14 protein-coding genes are annotated in these 19328 nt (G+C 47.4%); all 14 read right to left on the minus strand.

Translation table 11 applies throughout. The features are described from left to right. Positions 1-712 (minus strand): substrate-binding domain-containing protein (locus D9738_RS19535; RefSeq protein WP_130260949.1); only part of this gene is annotated, 712 nt, incomplete at its 3' end. A gap of 130 nt (positions 713-842) precedes the next feature. Continuing rightward, positions 843-1973 (minus strand): fimbrial protein, encoded by a 1131-nt coding sequence (locus D9738_RS19540; RefSeq protein ID WP_171021418.1) that lies wholly within the window; start codon positions 1971-1973, stop codon positions 843-845. Positions 1974-1986: 13 nt separating this feature from the next. Further along, positions 1987-2763, minus strand: a complete 777-nt coding sequence (locus D9738_RS19545; protein WP_130260950.1) for a molecular chaperone — start codon at positions 2761-2763, stop codon at positions 1987-1989. Next, the gene (locus D9738_RS19550) at positions 2729-3253 is read right to left on the minus strand and encodes a fimbrial protein (RefSeq protein ID WP_130260951.1); all 525 of its coding nucleotides are present in this window, start codon (positions 3251-3253) and stop codon (positions 2729-2731) included. The genes D9738_RS19545 and D9738_RS19550 overlap by 35 nt, the downstream gene beginning before the upstream one ends. A gap of 7 nt (positions 3254-3260) precedes the next feature. After that, entirely contained in the window at positions 3261-3824 is a 564-nt protein-coding gene (locus D9738_RS19555) for a fimbrial protein (RefSeq protein ID WP_130209029.1), read from the minus strand. Beyond that, positions 3824-6415: a fimbrial biogenesis usher protein gene (locus D9738_RS19560; RefSeq protein ID WP_165383349.1), complete on the minus strand. Its 2592-nt coding sequence runs from the start codon at positions 6413-6415 to the stop codon at positions 3824-3826. Before D9738_RS19560 ends, D9738_RS19555 begins: the two co-directional genes overlap by 1 nt. 41 nt (positions 6416-6456) lie before the next feature. After that, positions 6457-7209, minus strand: a complete 753-nt coding sequence (locus tag D9738_RS19565) for a fimbria/pilus periplasmic chaperone (RefSeq protein ID WP_130260952.1) — start codon at positions 7207-7209, stop codon at positions 6457-6459. Between the two features lie 120 nt (positions 7210-7329). Beyond that, a complete protein-coding gene (locus D9738_RS19570) occupies positions 7330-8034 on the minus strand; it encodes a fimbrial protein (protein ID WP_130260953.1) in 705 nt (234 codons plus the stop codon). Positions 8035-8516: 482 nt separating this feature from the next. Then, positions 8517-10964 carry a glycogen phosphorylase gene (gene glgP / locus D9738_RS19575; protein ID WP_130209035.1) on the minus strand — a complete coding sequence of 816 codons (2448 nt, stop codon included), beginning with the start codon at positions 10962-10964 and terminating at the stop codon, positions 8517-8519. A gap of 18 nt (positions 10965-10982) precedes the next feature. After that, positions 10983-12416 (minus strand): glycogen synthase GlgA, encoded by a 1434-nt coding sequence (gene glgA, locus D9738_RS19580; RefSeq protein ID WP_130209037.1) that lies wholly within the window; start codon positions 12414-12416, stop codon positions 10983-10985. Further along, complete coding sequence (glgC, locus tag D9738_RS19585; RefSeq protein WP_130209039.1) at positions 12416-13711, minus strand: glucose-1-phosphate adenylyltransferase; 1296 nt, start codon at positions 13709-13711, stop codon at positions 12416-12418. Before glgC ends, glgA begins: the two co-directional genes overlap by 1 nt. Positions 13712-13728: 17 nt before the next feature. Further along, positions 13729-15702: a glycogen debranching protein GlgX gene (gene glgX / locus D9738_RS19590; RefSeq protein WP_130209041.1), complete on the minus strand. Its 1974-nt coding sequence runs from the start codon at positions 15700-15702 to the stop codon at positions 13729-13731. Beyond that, complete coding sequence (glgB, locus tag D9738_RS19595; protein WP_130209043.1) at positions 15699-17885, minus strand: 1,4-alpha-glucan branching enzyme; 2187 nt, start codon at positions 17883-17885, stop codon at positions 15699-15701. The genes glgX and glgB overlap by 4 nt, the downstream gene beginning before the upstream one ends. 271 nt (positions 17886-18156) lie before the next feature. After that, on the minus strand, positions 18157-19260 hold the full coding sequence (asd, locus tag D9738_RS19600) for an aspartate-semialdehyde dehydrogenase (protein ID WP_064527660.1): 1104 nt from the start codon (positions 19258-19260) through the stop codon (positions 18157-18159). Between the last annotated feature and the right edge of the window lie 68 nt (positions 19261-19328).

The raw sequence follows: 19328 nt of genomic DNA on the forward strand, positions 1-19328 counted from the left end.
TTTTGTGATCCACTACAGTGTTTTGATAGTCGGCGACTTCGGTAATTAAACCGCCCATAAGATCAATAACAGTGGATTTTTTGGCTGGCAGCATTGGAGTGTCTTGCATAACCAGTCCCTTCATAACCGTTTGGCTTCCTGAATCTTCTGGCCGCTGCCAGACTTTTATGCGGTCGTCACCACCGCCTACTTTATTCCAGCGACTCACTTTACCGCTAAAAATGTCTTTGACCTGCTGTTCGCTAAGCGAATTAACCGGGTTTTTGATATCAACGATAAAGACAAAGGCTTCGCGGGCAAACGCGGTATATTTCAGCTTAACTCCCGCTTCTTCTGCACGTTTTTTCTGTCCTTCAGAAGGTTGCGCGACAAAAATAACTGTCGCAGTACCTTTAATCAGACTATCGTAGGCTTCCGCTGTTCGGGTTTGCTGTAAACCATACGCCTGCCAGGCCAGCGAAGTTTGATCCGCATCTTTCGGCTCCGGTACTAATTCATAATATGCAGAAGCATACAGCGGGTATAAAGCTGTTGCACCGAACACTCTCGGCCATCTTAACCAATCATCGCTGTAACGTAATTCAGGTTCTCCCCGCAGAGAAGTCAGTCCCCGACTCTCTTCTTCCCTGACACTGTTATAGTAGGCTTCCCGGTCGGCGCATCCCGCCAGTAATACTGCACCTAACAGTAAAACGCCTGTGAATTTATTCATCGCGCTGATTCCTTTGCATCGAATTTTATTTCATTGTTGGATACATCGGCACATATCCCACATCTTCCACCAGGCTCTGCCCTACCGATGGCTAAAAGCGGGCTAATCCGTTTCTGCACTGACTCACATATCACTGATATTCCACCCGTAAAACAGCCAGGGCGTTATAACGCCCCGCGGCAGGTAGTCGCCCTGTGGTACTGACGGGGAGAGACAGAAAAGTCACGTCTGCCGTCTGAGCGGATGCTGCCCGGTTTTCTATTAACTTAAATGGTACTCCAACATGAGTAGCAAGAGCGTTCAAATCTACGGACTCCTGTTGGCTATCCATAATCATAATGCCAACGTCTGGGTTATCCTCCGCCTGAAGAATACTTTGCCGACCGTTAACATCTCTCGTTGATGAAATATTTCCATCAAAAACCAGCGTCATTACGGCATCAATATCTTTGTTCGTGCAATTGATCGGAATAGTGGTTGCAACTGGAGAAATACCTGTTGGCTTCACTCCAGCGCCAGCCCGACTTAACTCACTAGCCCAGACATCAGGCATATTAACGGTAAAACTGGTGCCCTCATTAATTGTGCAGCCTTGTGGAACCTCAATATTTAAGTTGCCAATATAAGCATTAAATACAGGAACGGGGCCATGTTCAGTTGGGAACTGGCTAACGTACAAAGAAACTAGTAGCACACTATTTATTGAGACATCGGATATTATTTTTTTATCCAGTCTGATTTTTATATATCCCTCTGTTCCTGAGGTCCAATCAGATGGTTTACTTCTGTCTGCTGGATAATTGGTGCTATAGTTATCAAAAGGTACTGTTTTATCTGTCATTGTGCCATTTTTATTATAGAGTTTTATATGTGTCGAGACAGATATTTCATGAGTCAGAGGAATAAATATATCGCTCCCCTGATGATCACCAGATGCTCCCGACGGGTCAATTCCAGACACACCGGAAAAATAAACTTCATAATCATCAAGAGAATTGCAATATGCCTTATAACGCCCTATTTTCCAGTTCTGCGTTGGTAATACCGTTCCAGGAGAGTTATTATTGACATCAGAGACAGTAATAGTACCAAAATTATAAGAAAATACTGCTGGCGTACTGTTATTACCAGGAGTACCAGGATAACAAAAAGCGCGATCACGTCCCATATCTTCAGCATACACAATGTTATAGAAATTACTGATTAAAAGAATAGAAAATATAAAAATTGCTTTTACATTTCCCCAAAAACAAGTAAACATCATGCCTCTCCAGTTATCCATGTATCGCTGCTGTACCCATAGCATTATTTTGCAAAACATTTAATTTCACACTCCATACAGGCAAAGCATTATTGTAAAGATCCAACGTCTGCCAGTTAATCTCGCAATATCCTTGCCCCTGACACCAATTCTGTTGACGATGGCTAAATGGTGCGACCATGCCACCATTTATGTTTTTACCATCAATAGATAAATTATAGAGTGTCACATACCAGGGTGTAGGATTAAAAACAGTGACAGCCTCATTGCTTCGCGACCAGCGTAACTGCTGATAAGCGTTAAGTGGATTACCTGATAACGCCTCCGGGCGATAAAATATTTTCATCCGGTTGCGTACAGCTACCTGGAGTTGATTTTCGTGCTTAAGCTGTGAGTCTTGTTCCTGAGCAGGTAACGCAGCAACATTCAGTATAAATAAACTCTCACGATCTGTAGGTAACTGACCACCTACGCGATTAATTCTTATTTTGGTATTTTTATCTTGTTTAAGTACCAATAATGGTGGCGTAGCAATAAATGCCTTATCTGGAAGTAAAGGCTGAGATTCTACTGTCCCATTTAACTGACGTCCATCATCAGGTGTCACGGAAATTTTAACCAGCATATCTTTACTGGCAGTATTTTTAAGCTCGACCGAAATTGATGACTGCTTTTCTGGGTAAACAAAACGGGTACCGCCAACGATAACCCCTGCTTGCGCATTTACGCAACATATTAAAAAGCATATCAGCACATTAATCATAAGTGACGATAAAGGAAACTGATGCATTCGCATCTCCTGGTTGTACATCATTTTTTATCGCTTTATAAGCAGCAAAGAAATGCAATGTATTATCTACCAATGGCGTAAGGGCATAACTGGTACTTTTTATACCATTACTAATACTTTGTTTGTTGTTATCATAAATAGCCAGTGCTAACCCCTCAACAGATCCCTCTTCCAGTTTATACAGAGTGGTATCTTCACTCACAGATGCTCCATCAAATTTGATATTGGCATTACTGACATCACTGCCACATCGGGTTAATTTTATAGTGAAGTCAATTTTTTCAGTGATATCCCCTGAATTTTTAACCCTATAACTGGGAACATCAGGCATGTTAACCGTGAAATTTTTAGACTCATCGGCAACAATACAAGTCTTTGCCGTTATTATTCCTTCTATACGTACAATACCAGCATGTGTTGTATCATCAGCAATGGATGACATGGATATCACAGAGAATAACAGAGCAATTAAATTCCAATAGCGCTTCATATCACCCTCACTGATAGTCTATATCAAAGTACAACAGCGCATTTGCTTGCCCCGCATGTACGTTTTGCTGAGTTGACTTATAGCGGAGTTTAAAGGCCAAACTGGCATCACCATTATTATCTAAAACTAATTCCCGGAAGCCTGACTCACCATTAATTGCTATAATTTTATCATTGCTATCTAAAATTTCGACGCCCACTCCAGTTGCACTATCTGCACTGGAAGTAAGGCGTAATAAGGTGGTATTGATAGCATCTGTATCCCCGCTAAACCGCACATTAGCACTAACTCCTGAACTATAAACAGTGCTGGTTGTCGTTGGACACCCTTCCAGATTTATTGTAAATGTACGGCTACCAGAAACATCTCCCACATTTAAAAAATCATTGACGTCATAAGTTCCCATGTTTACTGGCTGGTCTTTACTTCCAGCTGTAATATCACACGTTTTTGCTAATAACTGGCCTGTAAATGTGACCACTACGGTATCGTTAGCCAGTGCATTATATGAAACCACCATCATGGATAATGAAGTGAAAATTAATAAAATAAATTTCTGTAATATATTCATCAGCGGCACTCCAGATTTGCATAGCTAATAGCATTATCTAGCTCACTTTCCGGTAATTGATAGCTTGCCTGACATTGCTGATAAGAACTTTCTCCCCACTGTATATTTATTATGCCTTGCAAAGGCAAACCAGAGAGATAAACCTGCCCACTGTCACCCACTATTCCTGTAATCTGAGTGGTTCCCTCAGTGGGTACACTGGCCGTCGCACCAAATGGAACTGGTTTATTACGATAGCTCACATTAAATAAACCACGAATACCGACATGGGCATTAAACTCAGCGCGAACTAAAGCGCCTTTACTGGGTATCACTTCCATGCTAGTGGCATCTAATTCTGTATGCATGTTCATAGACATAGGGTCTAAAGAGATATTATTACGCCGATATTCCGTGGCATAAGGTACGACAGCATAGCCACGCCAGTCTGTCTTAACCCCCGTTCCGCGTTCCACATTTACATTGTTTGCCCCAGGTGCTTTTATCAGTATATTTGTTTCACCTAACGGCTGGCTTAGCGTGATACCATTTTCGTGAACAACCAAGGCGCCACTTAAACCATAGTTGAATTGCTGGTTACCATTATTATCGTAGCTGTATCCGGAATTTAGTGAACCATAAGTACCGCGGTAATTTAAACCTACCGAGCCATTTCCGGTATTATTCTGATTGGCAAAATTTTGTTGAATATTATAGTTGAGATTATGTTGTTCCAGCAGTGAGCCAGATACTCCAGCATACTGATTCACATGACCGCTATTATCTTGACTGTAACCATAGGTCGCTGTCATAGAATTTGTCGCAGTGCGTCCATCGACTGCTGGTGATAACCAATTGCTGATCGGCAATGATATATTGACGGATAAGATTCTGTCCGCATCTGAACCTGGTGATTTGCTGTAGTTATAAGCAATGTTTAAATAAACCCCATGCACACTCGTATTATAGCCGACCTGGTATAAGGTATCTTTATCATTCGTATTCCAGTAAGTTTGTTGACTCGCTGCCAAATACATAGAGCCATATTCGCCCAATGGTTGTGATATATTTGCCTGAAACTTTCCTCTTTTGTTATAACGTAAATTATAAAAATCATTCCAGTTATAAACATAGTCTTGTTCATTAATGGTATCAGGATCGATAACCGTACCTGACATTTGTTTATATGTGGTATCACTCAACGAATAAAATCCCTCCGTCGAGTAGCGATAACCAATAATCTGAAAAGCTGTACCTGTTTGCACTAACGATTTTGAGTATAGAAAACGGTACGATTGCCCTTGATGTTTACTGCCATCAGCAAGTGTGCTATTGGCTTGCGTCAAATCAAATGAGGTCGCACCAAACATACCAAGGTTGAACCCAAGCCCGAGTGCTATTGCCCGATAATTATCAGAGTATTGTATCCCTCCATAGGCGGTAATATCCCAGGGTAACCCCCAAATCAAATCGCCTTGAAAGATATTCGGATTATTTTGATTATAGCTATTACTACGATATTTACCGGCAGTTGCGGAATATTTAATATGTCCTTCGCGTTGAAGGATGGGTACAGCGGCGTAAGGAATAGTATAGACAGTTTCGGAATTATCAGACTCTTTGATCGTAACTTCCAAATCCCCTGCGGAAGACGTAGGGTTCAGATCGTTGATTTCAAACGGCCCAGGGGGAGTATAGGTCTGATAAATAACATAACCGTTTTGTTTAATCGTTACCTGAGCATTACTTTTAGCAATGCCGCGCACAGTAGGAGCAAAGCCACTTTGGCTATCCGGCAGCATGTTTTCATCGGACTCAAGTTTAGCACCGCGAATACTCACGCTGTCGAAAACATCTGATGAAGACCAGGTATCACCCAGTGTTAATTCACTTTTGAACGGAATAATTACCCGTTGTAACGTACTACTCACATGTGCAATTTTACCCGGAGAATTACCTGAACGACTCCATGTAGAATAATCACGAAAACGCCACGCACCTAAATTTAAACCTGAACGAAGATTTAAATAATAACTATCAGACGCATAGTCTCCACGATCGCTGTTACCAGAAAAGTCATAATTAATAAGAACAGCCGGGATACCATTATCCCATTCCTCAGGTGGGATATAACCACGAGCTTCATGCTTTAATATTGCCTGCGGGAAGGTCAGTTTGAGTCGTTGCGCATCCAGTTCAGGAGTATATTGAACTTCAGCAAACCATATACGTAAATCGAGACAATGATTTCCCTCTGCTTGCGCCTGCTCCGGCAATGCACTTTTGTTAATTCCTAAAGTAACTAACTCATCGAGCGAAAAACAGGGAATCAACTGATTCTGCTCATCAGCTTTGAAAGTAACCTTACGTGATGTCAAAGGCGAATCATTGACCCATATTTCAACCTCATAGCTACCTGGCAGATACGTCATCCCTTTCTCAAAACGAGATAAATCAGCAACAGCTTCTGTATCACCCGACAAAAAGGCAGGATTAAAGCGCATACCCGCCACTGAACACGTAGGCAAAAGTGTCAGGAGAAGCGGTATACACAGCCTCATCTGCTTTTTCCTTGCCATCCAGTGTTCGAGTTTTCTGAGCTTTAGGTTCATATCCCTGACCTGAGTTGCTTTAACGTTTTAATCTTCCAGGTTTATTGCATCGTTCCCTTTTGCCTGGCCGTTGTGGCACCGTAATCATTGATAGTTTGATAAGTAATTTCGCCCGCTAACGTCACCGGAGAAGAAACTGTGATGTCACTTTTCGGGGGAACAAACGCATTGGGTAATTTTGCCCCTTGCATCCTGATTCCTGTCACCGTCAGGTAATAGGGAGAAGGATTAATGATTCTCAGCTGTTTACCTTCGTATTTAAATCGCAGCATATCCCGTGCTTTACCAGCCTGAATGGGTAAATTAGTCGGACGGTAAAATAATTTAATTCTGTTTTGTAACGCCAGTTGCAACGTGTTTTTCTGAGTATTCTTCTCATCCGTCGGCGGAATCGCTTTCACATTCATCCAGAATAATGTTTCACGATCAGTCGGTAACTGTGTTTTACCAATAAACATTATCCTCAATGATGCCTCTTTTCGCGTTGGCAACATAAATAAAGGAGGCGTAACCACAAAATCCTGACTTTTTTTACTGCTTTGATTGTCATCAATCCATGACTGGATTAAATAGCTGGTGTTAGCCCCACCATTCTGTACACTTAGCGTAATTTGCTGACTGTCCGATGGATAAACCAGACGCGTAGAACCAAGACCGAAACCACCCGCAGCCATAGCGTTGACAGATATGGCGGACAGCAAAAATAGAGCCGCTGCCCTTATGGCATATTGAGTCTTCAGCAAAGAATTTATATTTCTATTGGCTAAACATTTATTTTTTGAAATCCATCTCATACTGCATCCTTGTAGATGAAATTAATTGTAATTGCTGATACGTGTCTATTTATTATAAATAAACACGTAATATTAATTTCAGGCTACAATTAACTGTAACCTGAAATTATCTTGCTGTAATTATTCGTACAGCACAACGAAACTTGCCGTAGTTTTCACCAGACCTGGTGCAACGGTACTACCGTTCTGCGCATAGCCCGCGGTAAATGCGGCAGTATAATCATGTTTGGCTGCATCGCCAGGAATCACGTAAGCTGCCGAAGAACTACTCCCCTGAGGAGTTTGTGTATTCAGTTTAATCAGACCATCAGCTGTAGTGTTTTTAGAATAAATACGAATCCCTACACCTGTTGCACCTGCTTCGCCAGTACTATCAGCATCAGCGGCCCCTTCAACTTCATTGGCAAGCGTCTGGTTGGCACTGTCTGCTACGCCAGTAAAACGAAATTCAATGTTTTGACTGTCTGTATTGCTGCAGTCGGTCAGTTTAATGTTGAAGTCAGTCTGGTTACTGGCACCCGTTGCTTCGGTATCAATGCCCGTGAAAGCGTTAGAAGGTACGACTGGCAGTACCACTTCAATCTGTTTCGATTCTGTAGCAACCTTACACGTCGCTTTAACCACACGACCAGTAAAGCGGATGTTTCCGCCCATCGCATCGGTGTTGCTATCCATATCGGTGAGTTTTGGATAATCAACGGTGCTCCAGTCTGTATCCGCACCACCAAATTGTGATGCATCGCCTGGCGCAGCAGTTACCGCAGTTGACATCAGCATACCTGATGCGAGTAAAACTACGGATAAATTAGATAGATTGAATTTCATTTATACCTTTCCTTTTGTTAAAAAATCCAAGCAATATTGGCGATTATTTTTACATTCAGCTTTAACAAATCACATTATTTAAATGAATAAAGCTGGTGTGGTTAATCCCAGAAAAATTAAGAGATAGAATGGCTGGAAAATATTATATGAGCTGCTTGGTAATGTAACTAAAAGAATCAACGCTCGCAATAATTGACTTTATATAAAAATACAGTCATTTGAAAACAAAGGAGTTTATTTTAGAAAGAAGAACTGAGGAGTGAGTAAATATATAAACACGACAAATGATTTATTATTTATTTATAATGTTCGTTATATGGAACATTCCCTGATGAGGTACCTTATTAATAAATAACAAATATTAATTATATATTGATAGCATATGTAAATTTTCATGATATTTTGTTTATCTGATATAAAAATGCCGTGTGCCCATTAACGGTAGCTTTAAGGGAACACACGGCAGTTATCACTTTACGAACTTACAATCTCACTGGATCAATATGCCAGATATGATCGGCGTACTCTTTTATCGTACGGTCTGAAGAGAAGTAGCCCATATTGGCGATGTTCAGCATCGCTTTTGCAGTCCACTCTTCCTGACGCTCGTAGAGTTCGTCGACTTTATCCTGACAATCGACATAGCTGCGATAATCCGCCAGCACCTGATAGTGGTCGCCAAAGTTGATCAGCGAATCAACCAGATCGCGGTAACGGCCTGGGTCTTCAGGGCTGAACACGCCGCTGCCGATTTGCGTCAGCACCTGATGCAGCTCTTCATCTTTCTCGTAGTATTCACGCGGTTTGTAACCCTGACGACGCAGTTCTTCCACCTCTTCCGCAGTGTTACCAAAGATAAAGATATTGTCATCACCGACATGATCCAGCATCTCGACGTTCGCGCCGTCCAGCGTACCGATAGTCAGCGCGCCGTTAAGAGCAAACTTCATGTTACTGGTGCCGGAGGCTTCCGTCCCCGCCAGTGAAATCTGTTCAGACAGATCGGCCGCCGGAATGATCAACTGCGCCAGACTAACGCTGTAGTTCGGAATAAACACCACTTTCAGCTTGTCGCCAATCTGCGGATCGTTGTTGATCACTTTAGCAACATCGTTGATCAAATGGATAATGTGCTTCGCCATGTAATAAGCCGAAGCGGCCTTGCCGCCAAAAATATTCACGCGCGGCACCCAATTAGCATCCGGATCGGCCTTGATACGGTTATAACGAGTGATAACGTGCAACACATTCATCAATTGACGTTTGTATTCGTGAATACGTTTGATCTGCACATCAAACAGCGCCTTCGGATTCACCACCACATTCAACTGCTGGGCGATGTACTCGGCCAGACGTTTTTTGTTATCCAGCTTCGCCTGATGCACCGCATGGTTGACCATCGGGAAATCACAGTGCTGTTGCAGCTCGCTCAGCTGGCTAAGGTCGGTGCGCCAGTTACGGCCCAGGTGTTCGTCCAGCACGGCTGAAAGCGATGGGTTTGCTACCGCCAGCCAGCGACGCGGCGTCACACCGTTGGTAACGTTGGTGAAACGACCCGGGAAGATTTTCGCAAAATCAGCAAACAGTGACTGCACCATCAGGTTAGAGTGCAACTCCGAAACACCGTTGACTTTATGACTCACGACAACCGCCAGCCAGGCCATCCGCACACGACGCCCGTTGGATTCATCAATGATTGACGCCCGTCCCAGCAGGTCAGTGTCGTTCGGATACTGCTCTTGCAAGGTTTTCAGGAAATAGTCATTAATTTCAAAGATTATCTGCAAGTGACGCGGCAGAATTTTACCCAGCATATCTACCGGCCAGGTTTCCAGCGCCTCGCTCATCAGCGTGTGGTTGGTGTAAGAGAAGACCTCGCAACACACTTCAAAAGCGTCATCCCAGCTGAATTTATGCTCGTCAATCAGCAGACGCATCAATTCAGGAATCGACAGCACCGGATGGGTGTCATTGAGATGAATCGCGATTTTATCTGCCAGATTATCGTAGGTTTTATGCAGCTGATAATGGCGGCTTAAAATGTCCTGAATGGTCGAGGAAACCAGGAAGTATTCCTGACGCAGACGCAGTTCACGCCCGGAATAAGTGGAGTCGTCCGGGTACAGTACGCGAGATACGTTCTCGGAGTGGTTTTTGTCTTCCACCGCCGCGAAGTAGTCACCCTGATTGAATTTACCCAGGTTAATTTCGCTACTGGCTTGTGCGCTCCATAAACGCAGGGTATTAGTTGCGTCAGTGTCATAGCCGGGGATTATCTGGTCATAAGCAACGGCCAGAATTTCTTCAGTTTCAATCCAGCGAGTTTTCTTGCCTTCTTGCTGAATACGTCCGCCAAAACGCACTTTGTAGCGCGTATTGTGTCGTTTAAATTCCCACGGGTTGCCGTATTCCAGCCAGTAGTCCGGTGACTCTTTCTGGCTGCCGTTAACGATGTTCTGCTTGAACATGCCGTAGTCGTAACGAATACCGTAGCCGCGACCTGGTAACCCTAAAGTCGCCAGAGAATCCAGGAAGCAGGCCGCCAGACGCCCCAGACCGCCGTTACCGAGGCCAGGGTCATTTTCCTCATCAATCAACTCTTCGAGATTCAATCCCATCGACTCCAGCGCTCCCTGGACATCGTCATAAATACCTAACGACAGCATGGCGTTGGAGAGAGTACGACCGATCAAAAACTCCATCGACAGATAGTAAACCTGACGAGTTTCTTGCGACAGCTGGGCACGATTCGAGCGTAACCAGCGCTCCACGAGACGATCGCGCACAGCAAATAACGTTGCGTTCAGCCATTCATGTTTATTGGCAACGACAGGATCCTTGCCAATCGTAAACATCAGCTTATAAGCGATAGAGTGCTTAAGAGCTTCTACGCTAAGCGTGGGCGATGAATATGTAAACGGAGCATTCATATAGGCGTTTCCTGAAAACTATTTCAAGCGATAGTAAAGCTCACGGTACGACTTCGCCGCGACCTGCCAGCTAAAATCCATTGCCATAGCCTGACGTTGCACAAACCGCCACAATGAAGGGCGGGACCACAGAACAAAAGCGCGTCGAATAGCCCGTAACAACGACCAGGCATTACTATCTTCAAAGACAAACCCACTGGCGACGCCATCTGCAAGGTTCTCAAGAGAACAGTCAGAAACCGTATCAGCAAGCCCACCGGTACGCCGCACTAACGGCAGCGTGCCGTACTTCAATCCATAAAGTTGCGTTAAGCCGCACGGTTCAAAACGACTGGGCACCAGAATGACGTCCGCGCCGCCCATAATGCGATGCGAAAATGCTTCGTGATAACCAATCTGTACACCAACCTGACCGGGGTGTTCCGCTGCTGCAGCAAGGAAACCTTCCTGCAATACCGGATCGCCCGCGCCGAGCAGCGCCAGTTGTCCGCCCTGTTCCAGAAGGCCCGGTAAGGCCTCTAACACCAGATCCAGGCCTTTCTGGCTGGTCAGACGGCTCACCACTGCAAAAAGCGGCACTTTATCGTCAACCTTAAGCCCCATTGCGATTTGCAACTGGCGCTTATTCTCCGCTTTATCCTCCAATGAATCGCGGGTGTAACGCGAGGCTAAAAGTAAGTCCGTCTCTGGACTCCAGATTTTCTCGTCCACGCCGTTCAGTACGCCGGAAAGTCGCCCTTCACGATGACGCTGCTGAAGTAAACCTTCCATACCGTAGGCAAACTGTGGTTCAGTAATCTCGCGAGCGTAGGTCGGACTAACCGCTGTAATATGGTCAGCGTAATACAGTCCGGCTTTCAGGAAAGAGATTTGCCCGTTGAACTCCAGCCCGTGAACATTAAAGAATGACCATGGCAATTGGATGTCATTCATGTGATGTGCATAAAACATGCCTTGATAGGCCAGATTGTGCACAGTAAACACCGACTTCGCCGGACGCCCGCGTGCCGCCAGATACGCAGGCGCAAGGCCGGCATGCCAGTCGTGCGCGTGCACCACATCAGGGCGCCAGAATGGGTCCAGCCCACTGGCCATTTCTGCCCCGACCCACCCCAACAGCGCAAAACGCAACACGTTGTCAGTGTAGGCAAATAAGTTGGTATCGTGATACGGGCTTCCGGGACGATTGTAGAGATGCGGCGCGTCAATCAGGTAAATACCAACCCCGTTGTAATGTCCGAACAGCAGCGTGATATGCCCGGCAAAGGTATCACGACGAGATACCACCTGCGCATCGGTCACGCCACGGCGAATATCGGGAAATGCAGGCAACAGTACGCGAGCGTCAACGCCGTCTGCGATTTGTGCTGCGGGTAATGCCCCAATAACATCAGCCAGACCGCCGGTTTTAAGCAGCGGAAACATCTCTGAACATACATGTAAAACCTGCATTATCGCTCCTGTTTATACCCTAACTTCCGTAGCATTTCGCGCGTAACCAGCACGATGCCTTCTTCTGAACGATAGAAACGACGTGCATCTTCCTCTGCATCCTCACCAATCACCATGCCTTCCGGAATGACACACGCGCGGTCAATGACACAGCGGCGCAGACGGCACGAGCGACCTACCCATACTTCCGGTAACAATACGGCGGAATCAATGTTGCAGAATGAATTAACACGAACGCGCGAGAACAGAACGGACTGCACCACCACTGAACCAGAGATTACACAACCGCCGGAAACCAGTGAGTTAAGGGTCATCCCATGGCTACCAGAGCGATCCTGAACGAATTTCGCTGGTGGCAATGATTCATTGTAGGTGCGAATTGGCCAGTTGCGATCGTACATATCCAGTTCCGGCACCACAGAGGCCAGATCAAGGTTCGCTTTCCAGTAAGCTTCCAGCGTTCCCACATCGCGCCAGTACGGCTCGGCGTCTGGGTCAGACTGTACGCAAGAGAGAGGGAATGGATGCGCATAAGCCAGGCCTTCTTCGGTGATTTTTGGAATCAAATCTTTACCAAAGTCGTGGCTGGAATTTTCATCACGATCGTCTTCTTCCAGCAATTCATATAGATAGTCGGCGTCAAAGACGTAGATACCCATACTCGCCAGAGATTTGCTCGGATCGTTTGGCATTGATGGCGGGTTAGCAGGTTTTTCAACAAATTCGATAATTTTATCGTTTTCATCGACTGCCATAACGCCAAATGCAGAGGCTTCTTCAATCGGTACTGGCATACAAGCAACAGTACAACGCGCACCTTTTTCGACGTGGTCGATAAGCATTCGCGAGTAGTCTTGCTTGTAGATGTGGTCACCAGCCAGGATCACCACATACTCCGCTTTATAGCGGCGGATAATATCGAGGTTTTGAGTTACCGCGTCTGCGGTACCGCGATACCAGTTTTCCCCTTTCATTCTCTGCTGCGCGGGCAGCAGGTCGACAAACTCGTTCATTTCTTCATTGAAGAACGACCAGCCGCGCTGAATATGCTGCACCAGGGTGTGAGACTGGTACTGGGTGATCACGCCCATACGACGGATCCCAGAGTTGATGCAGTTGGACAGCGCAAAGTCGATAATGCGGAACTTACCGCCGAAGTGTACGGCAGGCTTTGCTCTCTTATTGGTTAAATCCTTCAGGCGGGTACCACGTCCTCCCGCCAGTATCAGGGCAACAGATTTCAATGGCAGCTGGCGCGCCAACATTAAGTGATCGTTCTTCTCTAAACTAACCATGACTAACTCCTTTTTTATCATCTCTGGAACACACACAATCCGTGTGCAGGTCCCGGCCAGACAGCCGTAATCACTGGGTTATCCTCTCCAGCGAATGGGGGAATGGCGTGCCACTCCCCAGCAGGTAAAACAATCTCTGTTACCTCAAGCGTGGCGTTTATTGCGATCAAAAAACGATCCGAAAGCAAAATTTGCAGCTGCTTTGGCCCGTTTTGCCACTCATCCGAGCTTAAAGGTTGAGCATATCGATTCAGCCAACGGACATTGCCATCGCCTTCTTCCCACCAGCGATCCTCTACCAAAGCAGGAATGCGCTTGCGCAAATGGATTAACGCGGCGGTAAACCCCGTTAACCCACTGTTTGCCTGCGACCAGTCCAACCACGTTAGTTGGTTATCCTGACAGTAGGCATTGTTATTGCCATGCTGGCTGTGACCATGTTCATCACCTGCCAGTAACATCGGCGTACCCTGGGAGAGCAACAACGTCGTTAACAGGGCGTGAATGCTGTCGCGCCGCCGTTCAATCAAATCAAGAGTACCGCCTAACCCTTCTTTACCATGATTGTTACTGTAATTGTTGTTGGTCCCGTCGCGATTTTCCTCTCCATTTGCTTCATTGTGTTTATGGTTGAAACAAACGCAGTCGCGAAGCGTAAAACCGTCATGCGCAGTAACGAGATTAATCGCAGCGCTCGGCAGACGGCCATTACGTTTAAAAACATCGCTGGAGGCGGCAAAACGCCCGGCAAACTCACCCAGCGACAAGTTATAGTGCAGCCAGAAACGGCGTGCGGCGTCGCGGAAATGATCATTCCACTCGGCAAACAGCGGTGGGAAATTGCCCACCTGATAACCACCTGGCGCGATATCCCACGGTTCGGCAATCAACTTCACTTGCGAAAGCACTGGGCAATTCTGGATAGCCGTAAACAGCGGCGCATCCTGACGAAACTCCGGTGTTCGCCCCATGACTGCTGCGAGATCGAAGCGGAAACCATCAACGTGGCAGGTTTCCACCCAGTAGCGTAGACAGGCGCTGGCGTACTCCACTACCGCCGGATGGCTCAGATTGAGCGTATTACCACAGCCGGTCCAGTTGTGATAATCGCCGTCTTCTCTTATCCAATAATAGCTACGGTTGTCGATCCCGCGCAGTGAGAATACAGGGCCGTCCAGGTCCAGTTCCGCACTGTGGTTGAGTACGATGTCGAGAATAACTTCAATACCCGCCTTGTGCAGGGCTTTCACTGCGTCGCGGAATTCGTCCAACGCCGTTTCGGGCGAGCTGGCATATGCCGGATGCAGCGCAAACAGCGCCACCGGATTGTAGCCCCAGTAGTTACTTAGCCCCATGCGTTGCAGGCGCGGTTCACTGGCAAACTGCGCCACTGGCAACAGTTCCAGTGCGGTAATACCCAACCGTTTTAAATAGTTGATCATCACCGGATGGCCGAGCGCTTTATAGGTGCCGCGGATCTCAACCGGGATCTCCGGATGCAGATAGGTTAATCCTTTGACATGGGCTTCATAAATGATGGTGCTGCCCCACGGCGTGCGCGGCGGGGCATCATCCTCCCAGTCATAGTGATCGACCACCACCACGCATTTCGGCGCAATGGCGGCGTTGTCACGATAATCAGGTTCATTATGGCCTGCATGCAGCAGCGGGTTATCTTTAAACTCACCCTCAATTTGCCGCGCGCAAGGATCAATCAACAACTTCGCCGGGTTAAAGCGATGCCCCACGGCAGGTTGCCAGGGGCCATGTACGCGATACCCATAGTGCAAACCCGGGCGCGCATCCGGCAAGTAACCGTGCCAGACATCGCCGCTGCGTCCTGGCAAGTCATACCGGTGTTCTATGCCCTGAGCGTCAAACACACACAGCTCTACCCGCTCGGCATGAGCGGAAAAGAGCGTGAAGTTGACGCCCTGGCCATCATAGTGCGCGCCAAGGGGAGCAGGTTTGCCAATGGCGAGTTGTGTCATTCTCCCTCCCGCACCAGCCAGATAGTGGCCAGCGGTGGTAGAGTAAGGCTCAATGAATGCTGACGACCGTGGCTGGCGATCTCATCGCTATGTACCGCGCCGCCATTGCCAGCATTGCTGCCGTGGTAGTGCATGGAATCGGTGTTGAGAATCTCACGCCACTTACCTGGCTGATTAATGCCAAAGCGATAATCATGGCGCGGCACCGGCGTAAAGTTGCTGGCAACGATAATTTCGTTACCCTCTTTATCGCGACGCACAAAGATCAGCACCGAGCGCTCATGGTCATCCACCACCAGCCATTCAAAGCCGTAGGCGTCGAAATCCAGCTCGTGCAGAGCTTTGTGGTGACGATAAGTATGGTTCAGATCGCGTACCAGTCGCTGGACACCGTGATGCCAGTTGTCGCCACCTTCCAGCAGATGCCAGTCGAGGCTGGCATCGTGGTTCCACTCACGCCCTTGGGCAAATTCGTTACCCATGAACAACAGTTTCTTGCCCGGGAACGCCCACATCCAGGCATAGTAGGCTCGCAGATTGGCAAACTTCTGCCATGCATCGCCAGGCATCCTGTCGAGAATCGATTTTTTGCCGTGCACCACTTCGTCGTGCGACAGCGGCAGGACGAAGTTTTCAGTGTAGTTGTAGAGCATCCCGAAGGTGAGTTTATTGTGGTGGTATTGACGATAAACCGGGTCGAGCTTCATGTAATCCAGAGTGTCGTGCATCCAGCCGAGGTTCCACTTGTACCAGAAGCCCAGACCACCAATATCCTGCGGGCGGGAAACGTTCGGGAAGTCGGTAGACTCCTCCGCCATCGTTACTGCACCAGGAACTTGTTCACCGATAATACGGTTGGTATTGCGAAGGAATTCAATCGCTTCCAGATTCTCGCGTCCACCATACTCGTTCGGGATCCACTCGCCTTCTTTACGGCTGTAATCACGATAAATCATCGAAGCAACCGCATCGACGCGCAGCGCATCGATACCAAAACGCTCGATCCAGTACAGCGCATTACCAACAAGGAAATTGCTGACTTCACGGCGGCCATAGTTGTAAATCAGGGTGTTCCAGTCCTGATGGTAGCCTTCACGCGGATCGCTGTGTTCATACAGATTTGTGCCGTCAAATTCGGCAAGTGCAAAGTCATCTGTCGGGAAGTGACCCGGCACCCAGTCGAGAATCACGTTCAAACCTGCTGCGTGGGCGGCATCAATGAAATAGCGGAAATCATCGCGAGTGCCAAAACGGCGAGTTGGCGCATACAAACCTGTCGGCTGATAGCCCCAACTGCCATCGAATGGATGTTCGTTAATTGGCAGCAGTTCGAGGTGGGTAAAGCCCATCCATTTAGCGTAAGGCACCAACTGATCGGCTAGTTCGCGATAGCTTAACCAGAAGTTGTTGTCGGCGTGACGACGCCATGACCCCAGGTGAACTTCATAGATAGAAATTGGCGCATCAAACTGATTCGCTTTTTTGCGCTCTTCGGTCTGCACGACCTTTTCAGGCAGTCCGCAAATAAGGGAAGCGGTTTCCGGGCGCATCTGCGCTTCGAAGGCATAAGGATCAGACTTCAAACGCAGATTGCCATTGGCATCAATCATTTCGTATTTATAGAGCTGACCGTTATGCGCGCCAGGGATAAACAGTTCCCAAATGCCGCTCTCTTTACGCAGGCGCATCGGGTGACGACGACCATCCCAGTAGTTGAATTGCCCAACAACCGAGACACGGCGGGCATTTGGCGCCCAGACAGAAAAACGCGTGCCGGTAACGCCATCCATAGTATCTGCGTGCGCACCTAAGGTTTCATATGGGCGCAGGTGGGTACCTTCAGATAACAGCCAGGCGTCCATTTCCTGGATTAAAGGGCCAAAACGGTAAGGATCATCAATCAGATTCTGCTGGCCATGCCAGACAACCGCCAACTGATAGCGGAAAAAATTTTTACGCCGAGGAACGACGCCGCTGAAGAATCCACGAGAGTCGAGACACTCCAGTTTAGCGACTTTGCGTCCAGTTTTTGGTTCAATTACCCACACATCGGTGGCGTCAGGTAAAAGGGCACGGACTTCCAGTCCCGCTGTGGTTTTATGCATTCCAAGTACGGAAAAAGGATCCGCAAAATGACCTGCAATTAGCGCGTTAATCACGTCTCTATCGATACGATCGGACATGCTTGTCTTCCTGTTTTATTGTGTCACCCCATCCAACTAATTTTTGACATCTGGTTGTGACATTTTTTTGACCTGAACGGCGCAGCACTCTGTGCATCCTCTCTACGCCGTCCTCACTTCAGGTAAGGCATTGAATACGTATGTATCCCGCCACCCTTAAAGAATAGCCAATGCTCTACTTAACTCCCGGTAAATCATGAAACATCTGCGCTTACTCCTGTACTACGCACTAAAAGGGGCAGCATTACGCCCCAAATTTAATGAATAAACATTACGCCAGTTGACGAAGCATCCGGCGTAGCGGCTCCGCGGCCCCCCACAGCAGCTGGTCGCCCACGGTAAAGGCTGACAGGAACTCAGGTCCCATATTCAGCTTACGCAAACGGCCTACCGGCGTGGTCAGCGTACCGGTGACGGCAGCTGGGGTTAGCTCACGCATAGTGATTTCGCGATCGTTTGGAACCACTTTTGCCCACGGGTTATGGGCCGCCAACAGTTCTTCCACGGTCGGAATAGACACATCTTTTTTCAATTTGATGGTGAATGCCTGGCTGTGGCAGCGCAACGCCCCGACACGCACACACAAACCATCTACCGGAATAACGGAAGATGTGTTGAGAATCTTGTTGGTTTCTGCCTGCCCTTTCCATTCTTCGCGGCTCTGACCGTTATCAAGCTGTTTGTCGATCCACGGAATCAGGCTACCCGCCAGCGGCACGCCAAAGTTATCCACTGACAACTCGCCGCTGCGGGTTAAAGTCGTGACTTTGCGTTCAATATCGAGAATAGCAGAGGACGGTGTCGCGAGTTCATCCGCCACATGGCCATACAGTTGGCCCATCTGGGTTAACAACTCACGCATATGTCGCGCACCACCGCCGGAAGCCGCCTGGTAGGTTGCAACGGAAACCCAATCTACAAGATCATTGGCGAATAAACCGCCCAACGACATCAACATCAGGCTTACGGTACAGTTACCGCCAACAAAAGTCCTGATGCCTTTATTTAATCCATCAGTAATGACGTCCTGATTGACTGGGTCAAGAATGATGATGGCGTCATCTTTCATGCGCAGAGACGATGCTGCGTCAATCCAGTAACCTTGCCATCCGCTCTCACGGAGCTTTGGATAGATTTCGTTGGTATAATCGCCGCCCTGACAGGTTACGATGATATCGAGAGCCTTCAGCGCCTCCAGATCAAAGGCATCCTGAAGTGTGCCAGAAGCACCGCCGAAGGAAGGCGCAGCCTGACCAGACTGTGAAGTCGAAAAGAAGACAGGGCGAATGGCGTCGAAGTCGCGCTCTTCAACCATGCGTTGCATGAGAACGGAGCCGACCATACCGCGCCAGCCGATAAAACCAACATTTTTCATAAGCGTTTTTTCCTGCAAAGATGTGTGCTGTATATATGTGCCGGTGTCCTCATGGCACATCTTTCACC

It is taken from the genome of Escherichia sp. E10V5 (assembly GCF_004212315.1).
Lineage (GTDB): Bacteria > Pseudomonadota > Gammaproteobacteria > Enterobacterales > Enterobacteriaceae > Escherichia.